Annotated in this window: 12 protein-coding genes and 1 pseudogene; 4 read left to right on the top strand and 9 right to left on the bottom strand. The window is 71.0% G+C overall.

What is annotated here, in order from left to right; all coding sequences use genetic code 11:
• Positions 1-38: 38 nt before the first annotated feature.
• Positions 39-2033: a heavy metal translocating P-type ATPase gene (locus tag F0344_RS04000; RefSeq protein ID WP_185297442.1), complete on the bottom strand. Its 1995-nt coding sequence runs from the start codon at positions 2031-2033 to the stop codon at positions 39-41.
• Positions 2034-2129: 96 nt separating this feature from the next.
• On the opposite strand from F0344_RS04000, the gene F0344_RS04005 reads away from it, so the two are divergent.
• The gene (locus F0344_RS04005) at positions 2130-2504 is read left to right on the top strand and encodes an ArsR/SmtB family transcription factor (protein WP_185297443.1); all 375 of its coding nucleotides are present in this window, start codon (positions 2130-2132) and stop codon (positions 2502-2504) included.
• Positions 2505-2641: 137 nt separating this feature from the next.
• Positions 2642-3136 (top strand): lamin tail domain-containing protein, encoded by a 495-nt coding sequence (locus F0344_RS04010; protein ID WP_185297444.1) that lies wholly within the window; start codon positions 2642-2644, stop codon positions 3134-3136.
• Positions 3137-3272: 136 nt separating this feature from the next.
• Here F0344_RS04010 and F0344_RS36710 read toward each other — a convergent pair whose 3' ends face one another.
• From F0344_RS36710 to F0344_RS04030, 4 genes and pseudogenes are all read right to left on the bottom strand, one after another.
• Positions 3273-3452, bottom strand: a complete 180-nt coding sequence (locus tag F0344_RS36710) for a fibronectin type III-like domain-contianing protein (RefSeq protein ID WP_374940140.1) — start codon at positions 3450-3452, stop codon at positions 3273-3275.
• A 242-nt stretch (positions 3453-3694) separates the two neighbouring features.
• Entirely contained in the window at positions 3695-5917 is a 2223-nt protein-coding gene (locus F0344_RS04020) for an NADP-dependent isocitrate dehydrogenase (protein ID WP_185297446.1), read from the bottom strand.
• A 100-nt stretch (positions 5918-6017) separates the two neighbouring features.
• Complete coding sequence (locus F0344_RS04025) at positions 6018-6692, bottom strand: response regulator (RefSeq protein WP_185297447.1); 675 nt, start codon at positions 6690-6692, stop codon at positions 6018-6020.
• A pseudogene (locus F0344_RS04030) lies at positions 6689-7838 on the bottom strand (sensor histidine kinase). The gene F0344_RS04025 and the pseudogene F0344_RS04030 overlap by 4 nt, the downstream one beginning before the upstream one ends.
• Positions 7839-8006: 168 nt before the next feature.
• Here F0344_RS04030 and F0344_RS04035 point away from each other — a divergent pair.
• Both F0344_RS04035 and F0344_RS04040 read left to right on the top strand, forming a co-directional pair.
• On the top strand, positions 8007-8990 hold the full coding sequence (locus F0344_RS04035; RefSeq protein WP_185297448.1) for a carboxymuconolactone decarboxylase family protein: 984 nt from the start codon (positions 8007-8009) through the stop codon (positions 8988-8990).
• Complete coding sequence (locus tag F0344_RS04040; RefSeq protein WP_185297449.1) at positions 8987-9796, top strand: class I SAM-dependent methyltransferase; 810 nt, start codon at positions 8987-8989, stop codon at positions 9794-9796. Before F0344_RS04035 ends, F0344_RS04040 begins: the two co-directional genes overlap by 4 nt.
• Here the strand turns inward: F0344_RS04040 and F0344_RS04045 are convergent.
• The 4 genes from F0344_RS04045 to hydA all read right to left on the bottom strand — a co-directional run bounded on the left by F0344_RS04045 (position 9774) and on the right by hydA (position 15511).
• Positions 9774-11213 (bottom strand): amidase, encoded by a 1440-nt coding sequence (locus F0344_RS04045; protein ID WP_185297450.1) that lies wholly within the window; start codon positions 11211-11213, stop codon positions 9774-9776. The genes F0344_RS04040 and F0344_RS04045 overlap by 23 nt on opposite strands.
• Before the next feature lie 219 nt (positions 11214-11432).
• The gene (locus F0344_RS04050) at positions 11433-13001 is read right to left on the bottom strand and encodes an NCS1 family nucleobase:cation symporter-1 (RefSeq protein WP_185297451.1); all 1569 of its coding nucleotides are present in this window, start codon (positions 12999-13001) and stop codon (positions 11433-11435) included.
• Positions 13002-13097: 96 nt separating this feature from the next.
• Positions 13098-14099, bottom strand: coding sequence for a TIGR03842 family LLM class F420-dependent oxidoreductase (locus F0344_RS04055; RefSeq protein ID WP_185297452.1), 1002 nt, complete (start codon positions 14097-14099; stop codon positions 13098-13100).
• Positions 14100-14110: 11 nt separating this feature from the next.
• Positions 14111-15511: a dihydropyrimidinase gene (hydA, locus tag F0344_RS04060; protein ID WP_185297453.1), complete on the bottom strand. Its 1401-nt coding sequence runs from the start codon at positions 15509-15511 to the stop codon at positions 14111-14113.
• Between the last annotated feature and the right edge of the window lie 196 nt (positions 15512-15707).

Consider the following 15707-nt stretch of genomic DNA (forward strand, 5'->3'; position numbering starts at 1 on the left):
AGCGCTCAGGGCCGGCGACCCACCCGCTTCCCGCCCGGTCAGCGGCCTTCGTCGGTGAGCGTCGCGGCACGGTTCCAGGCCGCGTCGCGGAGCAGGCGCAGGCCGTTGAGGCCGACGATGACCGTCGAACCCTCGTGGCCGAGTACGCCCAGGGGCAGCGGCAGGTGGCCTGCCAGGTCCCAGACGACCAGGCCGGAGATGAACACCCCGGCGATGACCAAATTCTGGATCACCAGGCGGCGGGCGGCGCGGGACAGGGCCATGACCGCCGGGACGGTCGCCAGTTCGTCGCGGACGATGACGGCGTCGGCCGTCTCCAGGGCCAGGTCGGAGCCGGCACGGCCCATGGCGATGCCGGTGTGGGCGGCCGCCAGGGCGGGGGCGTCGTTGACGCCGTCGCCGATGACGAGGACCTTGCGCCCGGCCGCCTCCTGTTCCCGTACGGCGGTGACCTTGTCCTGGGGCAGCAGCCCCGCGCGGATGTCGGTGATGCCGGCGTCCGCGCCGAGGCGCGCCGCCGCGCGCGGATTGTCGCCGGTCAGCAGCATCGGCGTACGGCCGGTGAGAGCGGCCAGAGCCGTTACGGTCGCTGCCGCGTCCGGGCGGAGCCGGTCGGCGACGGCCAGGACGCCGACCGGAACGCCGTCCCGCTGGACGAGGACGGCGGTACGCCCCTCCCTCTCCAGCTCGGCCGTCAGCACGGCGGCGGCCTCGACGGGGGCGCTGTCCGCGGCGGGGAGGAGGCGGGCCGGGGAGCCGACCGCGACGGCGTGGCCCAGGACCGTGGCTGTGACGCCCGTCCCGGGGGCCGAGGTGAAGTCCTCGGCGGCGGGTACGTGCAAGCAGCGGTCGCGGGCGGCGTCGACGACAGCACGCGCCAAGGGGTGCTCGCTGGGGTGCTCGGCGGCGGCCGCGAGGGCGAGCAGGCCGTCCTCGTCCAGGCCGCTGCCGTCCAGTGGACGGATCGCGGTGACGCGCGGGGTGCCCTCGGTGAGGGTGCCGGTCTTGTCCAGGGCGACGGCGTCGACCTGGCCGAGCCGCTCCATGACGACGGCGGATTTCACGAGCACACCGTGGCGGCCCGCGTTGGCGATGGCGGAGAGCAGGGGCGGCATGGTGGCCAGCACGACCGCGCACGGCGAGGCGACGATCATGAAGGTCATCGCCCGCAGCAGCGCACTCGTGAGGTCGGCACCGAAGGCCATCGGGACGAGGAAGACGGCGAGGGTGGCGACCACCATGCCGAGGGAGTAACGCTGTTCGACCTTCTCGATGAAGAGCTGGGTGGGCGCCTTCGTCTCGGAGGCTTCGGCCACCATGGCCACGATCCGGGCGATCACGGAGTCGGTGGCGTCCCGTCCGACGGTGACACGCAGGGCACCGGTGCCGTTGAGCGTGCCGGCGAAGACCTCGTCACCGGCCTCCTTCGCGACCGGCAGGGGTTCGCCGGTGATGGTGGCCTGGTCGACCTCTCCGGCGCCCTCCACCACCCGGCCGTCGGCGCCGACACGCTCACCGGGACGGATCAGGATCGTGTCACCGACCCGGAGATCCTCCGTGGCGACGGTCTCCTCACCGCCGCCCGGGGTCAGCCGGGTGGCGGTGGCCGGGGCCAGGTCGAGCAGACCCCGAACGGCGTCCTGGGTACGGGCGGTGGCCAGTGCCTCCAGGGCGCCGGACGTCGCGAAGATGACGATCAGGAGGGCGCCGTCCATCACCTGGCCGATCGACGCCGCCCCGATCGCGGCGACGATCATCAGCAGGTCGACGTCCAGGGTCTTCTCCCGCAGGGCGCGAAGCCCCTCCCAGGCCGGTTCCCAGCCGCCGGTGACATAGGCGAGGGCGTACAGCGGCCCCCAGGCCCAGGCGGGGGCGCCGGTCAGCTGGAGGGGAAGCGCGGCCAGGAACAGGAGCAGGGCGGCACCGGCCCAGCGGGCCTCGGCCAGCGCGAGGACACGTGTACGGCGGCGCGGCGGTGTCGCGGGACCGGCCGGTGCCGCCCGTTCCGGACGCTGAAGCAGGACAGAAGGCATGACAAGACAACCCTTCACGGGCAGGTGGCTGGCGACGAGCCCACCATACAGGAACATCTGAACAGGTCTTCATATGTAATCGGTAGGATGGCGTCCATGGGTCACGGAGCCGACGACACGAACACCGCCACCACACGCGAACGCCTGGACGCCGTGGGGACCGCCGATGTCGCCGCGACCCTCCAGGCCCTGGCCACCCCGTCCCGGCTGCGCATCCTCGCCCGCCTCCAGGAGGGCCCCTGCGCGGTCGGCGATCTGGCGCAGGCGGTCGACATGGAACCCTCCGCCTGCTCCCACCAGCTACGCCTGCTGCGCAACCTCGGCCTGGTGACCGGTGAGCGCCGGGGCCGGTCGATCGTCTACGCCCTGTACGACCACCACGTCGCGGAGCTCCTCGACCAGGCCCTCTTCCACGTCGAGCACCTCCGCCTGGGCCTGCAGGACACGCCCGCGGCAGCGGAAGCAGACTGATTCACCGCTCGCGCCCGACCGCGCACAGGTACGAACAATCTTCCGATTGTCTTCGGCAAAGCCCTTTCGCATATGCGGAGTTGGGTAAGTCTGTAGGCTTCGGCCCTCATCAGCACCAATGAGGGGGGTACCTCAACGTGCGTAAGCACCTCGTCGTCGCCACTGCCATATCCACCGGCATCCTGGCCACGCTCGCCGTCGCTCCGGCGCAGGCCGCCGAGTACAGCTCGGCCCTGAAGATCCGCGGCATCCAGTACGACGCGCCCGGGCGCGATTCCAACAGCTGCTCCTCGGGCAACACCCGCTCGGAGTACCTGACGCTCAAGAACTACTCGTCCGGCACGACCGTCAACCTCAGGGGATACGCGGTCAAGGACGCCGCCGGCAACAAGTTCACGTTCACCTCGAACCACTATCTCCAGCCCGGCGACTACATCAAGCTGCGCGGCGGCAACGGCACCGACTCCGACGCCGACAACGTCGTCTACCGCGACAACTGCAACTTCATGTGGAACAACGACAAGGACACGATCTACCTCTACAAGCCCTCCGGCAGCCGCTCGGACGTGCACGCGTACTCGAAGTCGGCGAACGACCGTGACGGCAACGGGTACATCACCTTCCACGGCTGAGCCAGTACACAGCTGAGCCAGTACACAGCTGAGCCGATGCACAGCTGAGCCGATGCGCATGAGCGCTCGAATGACGAGCGCGCACAGAGGAGGGCCGGTTCGCACGGTGTGTCCGCGCGAACCGGCCCTCCCGCCGTCAGACCGTGACGACCCGCTGAAGCGGCAGATCCCGCGACGACCGGCCGGCGTGGACGGTGTACCGGCCGGGAACCAGGTTCCACCCGCCGCCGCTCCAGGCCGACAGATCCCGGGCAGGCACGGTGAAGGTCAGCCGTGTCGTTTCCCGGAGGTCGAGACGCACCTTGCGGAAGCCGATGAGCCGGCCCTGTCCCTCGCCGAAAGGTCACCGTAAGCCACGTCTTCTTCCTGCCGGGCCTCACGGATCCTGAACTCGGCGCCGTGGCAGCAGACTTGGGCGACCTCGACATCGCCCTCACCACGGTGGACCGTCGGGTTCGCTGGTGCTGCCGATCGACCGGCCGCGCCGACACGGAACCGCCCCGGCCGGGCAGAGTGCCGGCCGGGGCGGAGCGCTGTGCGCAGGGTCGCCGCCGGGTGTCAGCCGAGCGTGGCGATGGCCTGGTTGAACGTGGCCGACGGACGCATCACGGCCGCGGCCTTGGCCGGGTCGGGCTGGTAGTAGCCGCCGATGTCGACCGGCGAGCCCTGGACGGCGATCAGCTCGTCGACGATGGTCCGCTCCTGCTCGGCCAGCGTCTTGGCGAGCGGCGCGAAGGCCTCGGCGAGCTTGGCGTCGTCGCTCTGCGCCGCCAGCTCCTGGGCCCAGTAGAGCGCCAGGTAGAAGTGGCTGCCGCGGTTGTCGATGCCACCGAGCTTGCGGCTCGGCGACTTGTCCTCGTTGAGGAACGTGCCGGTCGCACGGTCCAGCGTGTCGGCGAGGACCTGGGCGCGCGCGTTGCCCGTGCTCGTCGCGAGGAACTCGAAGCTGGCCGCGAGGGCGAAGAACTCGCCCAGGCTGTCCCAGCGCAGGTAGTTCTCCTTGACGAGCTGCTGGACGTGCTTCGGGGCGGAGCCACCGGCGCCCGTCTCGAACAGACCGCCACCGTTCATGAGCGGGACGACGGAGAGCATCTTCGCGCTCGTGCCGAGCTCGAGGATCGGGAACAGGTCGGTGAGGTAGTCACGGAGCACGTTGCCCGTGACGGAGATGGTGTCCTCGCCGCGGCGGATGCGCTCCAGGGAGAAGGCGGTGGCCTCCACCGGCGACATGATCTCGATCCGCAGACCGTCGGTGTCGTGGTCGGCCAGGTACGTCCTGACCTTCTCGATGAGCTTCGCGTCGTGCGCGCGGGTCTCGTCGAGCCAGAACACGGCCGGGTTGCCGGTCGCGCGGGCGCGGGTGACGGCGAGCTTGACCCAGTCCTGGATCGGCAGGTCCTTGGCCTGGCACATCCGGAAGATGTCACCGGCGCCCACAGCCTGCTCCAGCACGGCGTTGCCGTCGGCGTCGAGGACCCGCACCGTGCCCGTGGTGGGGACCTCGAAGGTCTTGTCGTGGCTGCCGTACTCCTCGGCCTTCTGCGCCATGAGACCGACGTTGGAGACCGAGCCCATCGTGGACGGGTCGAAGGCACCGTTCGCACGGCAGTCGTCGAGCACGACCTGGTAGACGCCCGCGTAGCTGCTGTCCGGGAGGACGGCGAGGGTGTCGGCCTCCTGGCCGTCCGGGCCCCACATGTGGCCGGAGGTGCGGATCATGGCCGGCATGGAGGCGTCGACGATGACGTCGCTGGGGACGTGCAGGTTGGTGATGCCCTTGTCGGAGTCGACCATCGCCAGGGCGGGGCCCTCGGCGAGCTCTGCCTCGAAGGACGCCTTGATCTCGTCGCCCAGCTGGGGCACCGAGCCGAGGCCCTTGAGGATGCCGCCGAGACCGTCGTTCGGGGTCAGGCCGGCCGCGACGAGGACCTCGCCGTACTTGGCGAACGTCTTCGGGAAGAAGGCGCGGACCACGTGACCGAAGATGATCGGGTCGGAGACCTTCATCATGGTGGCCTTGAGGTGCACCGAGAAGAGGACGCCCTCGGCCTTGGCACGCGCGATCTGCTCGGTGAAGAACTCGCGCAGCGCCGCCTGGCGCATGACGGCGGCGTCGATGATCTCGCCCGCGAGGACGGGTACCGACTCGCGCAGGACGGTGGTGGTGCCGTCGTCACCGACGAGCTCGATGCGCAGGGTGCCGGGCTCGGAGACGACGACGGACTTCTCGGTGGACCGGAAGTCGTCCACGCCCATGGTGGCGACGTTCGTCTTCGAGTCGGCCGACCAGGCGCCCATGCGGTGCGGGTGCGCCTTGGCGTAGTTCTTGACCGACGCGGGGGCGCGGCGGTCGGAGTTGCCCTCGCGCAGGACGGGGTTGACCGCGCTGCCCTTGATCTTGTCGTAGCGCGCCCGGACGTCCTTGTCCTCGTCGCTCTTCGCGTCGTCCGGGTAGTCCGGAAGCGCGTAGCCCTGGGCCTGCAGCTCGGCGATCGCGGCCTTGAGCTGCGGGATCGAGGCCGAGACGTTCGGCAGCTTGATGATGTTGGCGCCGGGAGTCCTGGCCAGCTCGCCGAGCTCGGCGAGTGCGTCATCGATACGCTGGCCGGCTTCGAGGCGCTCCGGGAAACTGGCGATGATCCGGCCCGCCAGGGAGATGTCACGGCTTTCCACCGTGACACCGGCCGTCGAGGCGTACGCCTCGACGACGGGCAGGAACGAGTACGTCGCCAGGGCAGGGGCCTCGTCGGTGTGCGTATAGATGATGGTCGAGTCAGTCACCGGGTGCTCCGCTCCACGTCTGCAACATTGCTTGACATCAAGATATCTCGTAGCCGGTCCCCGCTCCACAGGGCCCCGCCCCCGGTCTTGTGCGAAGCCGTCATCTGCGACGGGGTTCGACGAGCCCGGCCTCGTACGCGAACACGACCAGTTGGGCCCGGTCCCGGGCGCCGAGCTTGATCATGGCCCGGCTGATGTGGGTCTTGGCGGTGAACGGGCTGAGCACCATATGGGCGGCGATCTCCTCGTTGCTCAGTCCGCGGGCCGCCAGTGCGGTGACCTCGCGCTCCCGCCGGGTGAGGATCTCCAGACCGGGGGCGGTGGCGCGGTCGGGGGGTCTGGCGACGAACTCGCCGATCAGCCGACGGGTGATGGCGGGCGAGAGGAGGGCGTCGCCGCGCGCGGCGACCTTGATGGCCCGGAGGAGCTCGGCGGGTTCGGTGTCCTTCAGGAGGAATCCGGCGGCGCCCGCGCGCAGGGCGTCGAAGACGTACTCGTCGAGGCCATAATTGGTGAGGATCACGACGTGCACCCCGGCCAGCCGGGGGTCGGCGCCGATCTCGCGGGTGGCCTCGATGCCGGTCATCACGGGCATCTGTACGTCGATCAGCGCGACGTCCGGGATGTGGCGGCGGGCGAGTTCCACGCCCTGACGGCCGTCGGCGGCCTCTCCGACGACTTCGATGTCCTCCTCGGCGTCCAGCAGGGCCCGGAATCCCGCCCGCATCAGGGCCTGGTCGTCGACGATCAGCACGCGGACCGTGTCCTGGCTCATCCGGTGACCGCCCGCCCCGGCCGTAAGGCGTCGCTGAGCGGGAGCTCGGCACGCACCGAGAACCCTCCGTGGTCACGGGGTGCGAGGACGAGAGTGCCGCCGAGCGCGCTGACGCGTTCACGCATGCCGGTCATCCCGGTGCCCGGGGTGACCGTGTCGCCGGGCCGGCACGGCCCCTGGTCGTCCACCGCGACTACAAGACTGCTGCCGGTGTAACCGATCCGTACGGTGGTTGTGGCCCGGTCGGCGTGCCGGGCCACATTGGTGAGGGCCTCCTGAACGATGCGGTAGGCGGCCCGGTCCACGTCCGCGGGCAGCGGCCGCGCGTCGCCGTCCAACGTGACGGTGAGCGTGATGCCCGCCGCGCGGGCCCGCTCGGCGAGCTCCCCGATCCGGTCGAGACCGGGGCCCGGCTCGGCCACGTCCGTACGCAGGACCTCCAGGGTCGCGCGCAGTTCCCGCATCGCCTCACCGCCGGCCTCCTGGATGGCGAGGAGTGCGGGCTCGACCTCGGCGCCGCGTTTCCTGGCGAGGTGGACGGCGACTCCGGCCTGGAGCTTCACGATGGAGATGGAGTGGGTGAGCGAGTCGTGCAGTTCCCGGGCGATGCGCAGCCGCTCCTCACCGGCCCGGCGCGGTCTCCTCCCGGGTGCGTTCGGCGTCGAGGGCGCGCTGTTCGGTCTGACGCAGGTACGCCTGCCAGTTCTTGTCGATCAGCCCGGTGACTCCGGCGCAGAGGAACCAGCCGAGCAGGAGCACGCTCCGCTCGACGGTGTCCCGGGTGTCCGGCGCGGTGGCGAGCAGGACGAGGACGTAGCCGGTGAGGAAGACACCGCCCGCCGCGACGCCCTGCGCGCGGTGTCCGCTGCGCGCCGCCGCGTGGACGGCGGCCAGTACGGGGAAGGCCGCCCAGGTCCCGGGCTGCGCGTGGATGACGTACGCCGACATGCAGAGGGTGGTGACGGCCAGGACGGTGCGCGGGGCCCTGCGGTGAGCGGCCAGCGCGAGCGAACCGGCCGCGATGAGCAGCAGGTCCAGGACTCCCGGCGTGGCCGCGGTGACGGCCGCGAGCACCACCGCCGCGCCGATCACGGCGGCGAGTGCCGTGTCCAGCAGCTGTGTACGCCGGCCGATGTCCCCCTGCATGTGCCGCACCCTAACTCCCTTACCGCGTACGGCGCGTCCTTCCGGGGGACCGTCCGCGCCCTACTCCCCCGGGAGTAGTCGCCGTCCCGGGACATCGCTCCGGCGCAGCGCCGGATGCCTTCCGCCGTACGACGACGGGGGCCGGGTCCTGGGGTGAGCATCGTGGTCATGACCGGACACTTCCGATACACCTCGCCCCAGCCGCCCAAGTCCGCGACCGGAGTCGTCGCGGACGTCTACGCCCAGTTGGCCACCGACTTCGGGATCGAACGCGCCTCGACCTTCGTCGTCCTGTCGGCGTCACCGCCCCTGCTCACCGCGACCTGGGCGCTGGTACGTGAATCCCTGCTGGCCGGACACGTCTCCCGTACGGAGAAGGAGGTGGTCGCGGCCGGGGTGTCGCTGGCCAACCGGTGTGCGTTCTGCGTGGTCGCGCACACCGTGCTGCTGCACGCGACGGGTGACCACCGGCTGGCCGAGACGATCGGCGGCGGCGGGACGCCCGACGCCCCCGGCCACCGCGAACTGCTCGCCTGGGGGAAGGACATGAGCATCCCGCAGCCCTTTCCCGCGGGGCACGCGCCGGAGCACATCGGGACAGCGCTCGCGTTCCACTTCGTCAACCGCGTCGTGTCGTCGCTGCTGACCGAGGACATGCTGCCCGGAGGTGCTCAGAAGTACCGGCTGGTGCGGAGCGCCGCGGGCCGTTCCCTGGCCCGCACCGTCCGTCGGGAGCTGCGGCAGGGCGCGAGCCTCGCGCTGCTCGAAACGGAAGGCGCGGAGCCCGCCTGGGCCGCGGGCAGCCCGGTGGGGACGGCCTTCGGGGCGCTGCGGACGGCCGCGCACCTGGGTGCGGGCCTGCTGAGCGACGAGGACGCCGCGTTCGTACGGGAGTCGGTGGCCGGCTGGGACGGTGTCACCGCCTTGCCGCTCAACAGCGCGGAGTTGCCGGGCCGGGTGGAGCGGCCCGGCGCCCGGCTCGCGCTGCTCGCCGCCCGGGCCCCCTACCGGATCACCGATGAGGACGTGGCGGCCTGGCGCGTGCCGCCGTTCACCGATCACTGCCTCGTCCATCTGATCGCGTTCGGCGCGTTCTGTGCCGTCGAGCGCATCGAAGCGAATCTGCCGACTCACTCCAAGGAGCTCGCATGACCGTCGCCGCAGCATGGAACGGCCCTCTCGGTGCGCACTGGGCCGACGATTCCGAGCGCTACGACGCGATGCTGTCCGCGTTCGACGGGCCGCTCATCGACGCCGCCGCCCTGGAGGCCGGGGACCGGGTGCTCGACATCGGATGCGGCAGCGGCGCCATGAGCCGGATGGCCGCCCGACGCACCGTGCGGGGCCGGGTCGTCGGCGTCGACATCTCGGCACCGCTGCTCGACAGGGCCCGGGCCCTGACCGACTCCCGGCAGTACCCCTCTGTGGAGTACGAGTTGGGGGACGCCGAGGTGCATCCGTTCCTGCCCGGCGGCTACGACGTGGCGATCAGCCGGGGCGGGGTGATGTTCTTCGCCGACCACATCGCCGCGTTCACCAACATCGCGGGGGCTCTGCGCCCCGGCGCGCGGCTGGCCCTGGTCTGTCCGCAGCCCGCACCGCCGGAGGGCGAGGAGCGCAAAGCGCTCGGTCTGCTGGCCTCACTGCTCGGCCGTGATCATCCGGTCGAGGGGGCGGTGGCGTCGGCCATGGCGTCCCTCTCCGCGCCGGAACGCATCCATCAGGTGCTGGCGGCGGCCGGTTTCGAGGAGATCCGGACCACCCCGGTCGTGGCCGCCACCCACTGGGGGAAAGACGCTGCGGACGCGCTCGACTTCTTCGTCTCGCGCACGCCCGGGACGACGGTGCCGGACGAGGTACGCGCCGCGATGCTGGACGTCCTGCTGCCGTACGAGACACCCGGGGGTGTGCTGTTGCGGGCGGGGGTGTGGGTGGTCAGCGCCCGTCGCCCTTCCTGAGCCCGGGCCCGTGCGGGGCCGGTGGCCGGTGCTCGAACCAGCGGCGGTCCGCCTCCAGTTGGGCGGCGAGGGAGATGAGCCTCTCCTCGCTGCGGGAGGGGCCCAGCAGTTGGGCGCCGATCGGGAGGCCGTCACCGGTGAAGCCGGCCGGCACGCTGATTCCGGGCCAGCCGAGGACGTTCCACGGCCAGGCGTAGGGGCAGGCCGCCGCCATGGCGACATCGGTGCGCCAGGCGCTCAGGCCGTCGAACGCACCGATGCGGGGTGGCGGCGCGGCGGTCGTCGGGGTGAGCAGTACATCGAAGCCGGACGCGTCGAAGAGCGCGCCGATCCGCCGGTGCTGGCGCACTTCTCGGGCCCTGGCCGCCCGCACCGCCCGCCCGCCGAGGCGGGTACCGGTGCGCAGGGCGCTGCGCGTGCGCGGGTCGAGGAGCTCGGGTTCGGGGTGGAGTGCGGCGAGTTCGGCGATCCCGGCGGTGGCGCGGGGGACGAAGGAGAGGCCGATCAGCCCGTAGCGGGGGCGGGCCTCCTCCACGTGGTGGCCCAGGCGGGCCAGCGTCTCGGCGAGCGCGGAGACGGCCCGGCGGACGTCGGGATGGGGCGCCGTGTACGTGAGGGTGAGCGCGGGGCGGAAGGCGACGGCGATCCGCAGGGTGCCCGGGTCGCGGCGGGCGGCGGCCGACGCGCCGACGGTGGGCGGGCGGTGCGGGTCGTCGGGGTGGGCTCCGGCGACGGCGTCCAGCAGGAGAGCGGCGTCGGCGACGGTGCGGGCCAGGGGGCCGTTGACGGTGAGCCCCTGGAAGGCGTCGCTGTGCGGGTGTACGGAGATCCGGCCGCGTTGCGGTTTGATGCCGACGAGGTGGGTCCAGGCGGCGGGGATACGGACGGAACCGGCGCCGTCCGAGCCGAGCGCGGCGGGGACGAGGCCGGCGGCGACGGCCGCCGCGGATCCGCCGGACGAGCCGCCCGGCGTGTGCGCGGTGTTCCAGGGGTTACGGGTGGCGCCGAAGGCGGGCCCCTCGGTGAACCCCCACTGGCCCAGCTCGCAGGAGTTCGTCTTGCCGACGACGACGGCCCCGGCCGCGCGCAGCCTGCGCACCGCCTCGCTGTCGGCTGCGGCCGGTGTCCGCTCGCCCTCGCAGCCGAAGTAGGTGGGCATACCCGCGACATCGGTGTCGTCCTTGACCGCGACCGGCACGCCGAGCAGCGGCAGTCGCTCCCCCGTCGCGAGTCTGCGGTCGGCTTCCGCCGCCTCGGCGAGCGCGGCCTCGGGACGCAGGTGCCGGAAGGCGTTGAGAGTGGACTGCGTCGCCTCGATGCGGTCGAGTGACGCGGCGACCAGTTCGGCCGACGTGGTCAGACCGTCCGCGAGACGGCGTGCACTCTCCGCCAGGCCGCTCGTGTCTGCTGAGGGCATGGGCCGACGCCTCCTCGTAGTGACTTACCGGAGGGTAACCACGGTGGGGCCTTCCGCTCAAGCATCCGGCCGACGCGAACCGGGGCGCGTTCCGGGCTCCGCGCCGACGCCTGCGCGCGTCCCGCTCCGGGCCGGCGTACCTCGAAGGCACGGATCGCACGCCTGAACATGGCCCTGACCAGGGCCTTTCGAAGGGGGCGATGTGACCGGACAGCGATGTCACCGCACTGCCGGGCCGGACTCCCGCTCCGGTCTGAGACCGAGCCCCAGGAGGGTGTAGAGCACCAGCGAGGAGGCCAGCCCGACGGCCCAGCCGTAGTCCGCGAGGGGTTTCAGGAACGGGATCAGCCCCTCGGCGGGGAAGGGCCCCTTGCCGGGCGCCGAGTGGGAGCCGCCCACCGCGAGGACCCCGCCCACGGCGAAGGCGGCGACCGCGCGCCAGTTCCAGCCGTGGGTGTACCAGTAGCGGCCACCCGGACGGTACAGGTCGGCCAGGTCCAGGACGGTGCGGCGGATGATCCAGTAGTCGGCGATCAGGATGCCGGCCACCGTGCCGAGCATTCCACCGACCAGGCCGAGCCAGGTGAAGATGTACAGCTCGGGGGTCTCGGTCAGCTTCCACGGCATGATCAGAACGCCGATGATCCCGGTGATCAGCGCGCCCGTGCGGAAGCTGATGAACTTCGGTGCCAGATTCGCCAGGTCGTACGCGGGCGACACGACGTTCGCCGCGATGTTGACCGAGATCGTCGCGATCAGGACGGTGATCAGCCCGAAGAGCAGTCCGAAGACGTTGTCGGTCTTGGCGACGAGCTGGACCGGGTCCCAGATCGGCGCCCCGTAGACCGCCTGCGAGCCCGAGGTCACGAAGACGGACAGCAGCGCGAAGAAGGTCATGGTCGTCGGCAGTCCGAGCGACTGCCCCCAGAGCTGGGCGCGTTGGCCCGCACCGAAGCGGGTGAAGTCGGGGATGTTCAGCGACAGCGTCGACCAGAACGCGATCATGCCCATCAGCGAGGGGAAGAAGACCGGCCAGAACTCCTTGCCCCAGCCGAGTTCCGACGGCTGGTCCAGCAACGGGCCGAAGCCGCCCGCCTTGACGGCGATCCACACCAGCAGGACCACCGCGCCGACGATGACGAAGGGCGCGGCCCAGTTCTCGAAGCGCCGCAGGGTGTCCATCCCCCGGTAGATGATGGCGAGTTCGAGCGCCCAGAAGAGCGCGAAGCAGAGCCAGAGCGTCCAGGGCTGGCCGCCGATCCGGGAGGCGTCCGCCCAGCCGCCGAAAATCTTGCCGAGCAGCGTGAAGATGCCGACGCCGCCGATCCAGGTCTGGATGCCGAACCAGGCACAGGCGACGGCTGCCCGGATCAGAGCGGGCAGATTGGCGCCGCGCAGCCCGAACGACGCGCGTGCCAGGACGGGGAAGGGAATGCCGTACTTGGGCCCCGCGTGACCGGTGAGCAGCATCGGGGCGAGCACGATCACGTTGGCCAGGGCGATCGTGAAGACGGCCTGCTTCCAGTCCATGCCGAGGGCGACGAGCCCGGAAGCGAGCAGCCAGGACGGGATGTTGTGCGCCATGCCGACCCAGAGCGCGGCGAAGTTGTACGTCGTCCAGCGACGCTGTTCGAGCGGGACGGGCAGCAGGTCGTCGTTGACGAAGCGGGGGTCGTCGGGGACGGAGCCGGGGGCCAGCCCGACGCGGCCCGACGCGTCGGGCGTCCGGTCGGGTATCCGGTCGGGTATCCGGTCGTTTTCCGGGGCGGGTGGGACGGTCGATGTCATGGCGGCTGGACCCTTCGCTCGGGAACGGTGCCGTGCGGGGCGGGGGTGGTGCGTTTGTGCAGCCGGGTCGGGCTCAGTCGGTGTCGGTGTCGGTGGTCAGCCGGACAGGACGGGGATGATCTCGGAGCCGTACGCGTCGATGGTCGCCTCGCGCGCGTCGTGCATGTCGTAGACGGCGAACTGGTCGACGCCCAGGTCCCGCAGGACCCGCAGCTTCTCGATGTGCGCCTCGGCCGGGCCCAGCAGGCAGAAGCGGTCGACGATCTCGTCGGGCACGAAGGCGGTGTCCGGGTTCCCCGTACGGCCGTGGTGGCTGTAGTCGTATCCGGACCGGCCGGCGATGTACTCCGTGAGCGCTTCGGGCACGAGCCCCGAGTGCTCGCCGTACCGTGCGACGAGGTCGGCGACGTGGTTGCCGACCATTCCGCCGAACCAGCGGCACTGCTCGCGTGCGTGGTCCAGGTCGTCGCTCACATAGGCGGGGGCCGCCACGCAGACGGTGATGGAGTCCGGGTCCCGGCCGGCCTCGGCCGCCGACTGGCGTACCGCCTTGACCATCCACTCGGTGAGGTACGGGTCGGCGAGCTGGAGGATGAACCCGTCGGCCTTCTGGCCGGCCAGCGCGAGGGCCTTGGGGCCGTACGCGCCCATCCAGACCGGCAGCCGTCCGTCCTTCACCCAGGGGATCCGGACAGGCTGCCCGTCGACGAGGGCCTCACGCCCCTCGGCCAGGTCGCGGATGACGTCGATCGACTCGCCCAGGCGGGCCAGGGTGTTGGGTCTGCGTCCGGCGACCCGCATCGCGGAGTCACCGCGTCCGATGCCGCACACGGTCCGGTTGCCGTACATCTCGTTGAGGGTGGCGAAGGTGGAGGCGGTGACCTCCCACGTGCGGGTGGAGGGGTTGGTGACCATCGGGCCGACGATCAGCCGCTCGGTGTGTTCCAGGATCCGGCTGTAGATGACGAAGGGTTCCTGCCAGAGCACCGTCGAGTCGAAGGTCCAGCCGTAGCGGAAGCCGTTGCGTTCCGCGCGGCGCATGAGTCCGATGACGGCCGATGCGGGCGGGTCCGTCTGGAGGACGAGTCCGAAGTCCATGACAGGTGCTCCTAGTCCAGGTACTGACACGTGGCGCGGGGGGTGTACATACCGTGCCCGGCGTGGCCGGTGAACGTCCGCCCCTCGATGACGGGTTCGCCGCGCGAGAGCACGGTCTCCACCTGACCGGTGAGCTGCCTTCCCTCGTACGCCGAGTAGTCGACGTTCATGTGGTGGGTCTCGGCGGAGATGGTCTGCGTGGCGTGCGGGTCGTAGATGACGATGTCCGCGTCGGCGCCCGGGGCGATGGTGCCCTTCTTCGGGTAGAGGCCGAACATCCGGGCCGGTGAGGCGCAGGCGATCTCGATCCAGCGGCGCCGGGTGAGGTGGCCGTCCACGACCGCCTGGTGCAGGAGGTCCATCCGGTTCTCCACGCCGGGCATGCCGTTGGGGATCCTGGAGAAGTCGCCGCGGCCCATCTCCTTCTGGCCGGAGAAGCAGAACGGGCAGTGGTCGGTGGAGACGACCTGGAGTTCGTTGTTCCTGAGACCGCGCCAGAGTGCCGCCTGGTGTTCCCTGGGCCGCAGCGGGGTCGAGCAGACGTACTTGGCTCCCTCGAAACCGGGCTCTGCGAGGTTGTCCGTGGAGAGGAACAGATACTGCGGGCAGGTCTCGCCGAAGACCGGGAGCCCCTTGTGGCGCGCGGCGGCGATCTCGGCGACGGCCTCGTCGGCGGAGACGTGGACGACGTACAGCGGCGCTCCCGCGACCCGGGCGAGCTGGATGGCCCGGTGCGTCGCCTCGGCCTCCAGCGCGACCTTGCGTACGTCTCCGTGGTAGCGCGGATCGGTGCGGCCCTCGGCCAGCGCCTGTGCGACGAGGACGTCGATCGCGATGCCGTTCTCGGCGTGCATCATGATCAGGCCGCCGTTGTTCTCGGCCCGTTGCATGGCGCGCAGGATCTGACCGTCGTCGCTGTAGAAGACGCCGGGGTAGGCCATGAACAGCTTGAACGAGGTGATGCCCTCCGATACGAGAAGGTCCATCTCCATGAGCGAGGACTCGTTCACATCGGCCAGGATCATGTGGAAGGCGTAGTCGATGGCGCAGTTGCCGTCGGCCTTCGCGTACCAGGCGTCGAGCCCGCCGCGCAGGCTGCCGCCCACGCTCTGGACGGCGAAGTCGATGATCGTGGTGGTGCCGCCCCAGGCCGCGGCCCGGGTGCCGGTCTCGAAGGTGTCCGCGGCGAACGTGCCGCCGAACGGCATCTCCATGTGCGTGTGCGCGTCGACCCCGCCCGGGATGACGTACTTCCCGGTGGCGTCGATCGTCCTGTCCGCGGTCCAGCTGTCGGCGGCTTCGGTGCCGTGGGCGGCGAGAGCGGCGACGCGCCCGCCCTCGATGAGCACGTCGGCGTGGATTTCGTCGGACGCGGTGATGACGAGGCCGCCGTGAATGACGGTGCGGCTCATGTACCCCTCCTCGCGGTGGCGGAATGGGTCTACGCACGTAGACAAGGTGCGTGGTGAAGAACGTAGAAGTGGGTTACCCACTGTGGCAATACCGCTGCCGCCAACCGGTGAAGACGTTTCCGTTTCCCGTACGGCGCACCCCACCGGCCCAACGCGCCGCGTCGTACACATCGGGCCGGCCGGGACCGGCGGACAC

This window comes from Streptomyces finlayi (assembly GCF_014216315.1).
GTDB classification, from domain to species: Bacteria; Actinomycetota; Actinomycetes; order Streptomycetales; family Streptomycetaceae; genus Streptomyces; species Streptomyces finlayi_A.

Coding starts and splice junctions, on each gene's coding strand:
- F0344_RS04000 (WP_185297442.1), bottom strand. CDS start 2,033: ATGCCTTCTGTCCTGCTTCAGCGTCCGGAACGGGCGGCACCGGCCGGT.
- F0344_RS04005 (WP_185297443.1), top strand. CDS start 2,130: ATGGGTCACGGAGCCGACGACACGAACACCGCCACCACACGCGAACGC.
- F0344_RS04025 (WP_185297447.1), bottom strand. CDS start 6,692: ATGAGCCAGGACACGGTCCGCGTGCTGATCGTCGACGACCAGGCCCTG.
- F0344_RS04035 (WP_185297448.1), top strand. CDS start 8,007: ATGACCGGACACTTCCGATACACCTCGCCCCAGCCGCCCAAGTCCGCG.
- F0344_RS04040 (WP_185297449.1), top strand. CDS start 8,987: ATGACCGTCGCCGCAGCATGGAACGGCCCTCTCGGTGCGCACTGGGCC.
- F0344_RS04045 (WP_185297450.1), bottom strand. CDS start 11,213: ATGCCCTCAGCAGACACGAGCGGCCTGGCGGAGAGTGCACGCCGTCTC.
- F0344_RS04050 (WP_185297451.1), bottom strand. CDS start 13,001: ATGACATCGACCGTCCCACCCGCCCCGGAAAACGACCGGATACCCGAC.
- F0344_RS04055 (WP_185297452.1), bottom strand. CDS start 14,099: ATGGACTTCGGACTCGTCCTCCAGACGGACCCGCCCGCATCGGCCGTC.
- hydA (WP_185297453.1), bottom strand. CDS start 15,511: ATGAGCCGCACCGTCATTCACGGCGGCCTCGTCATCACCGCGTCCGAC.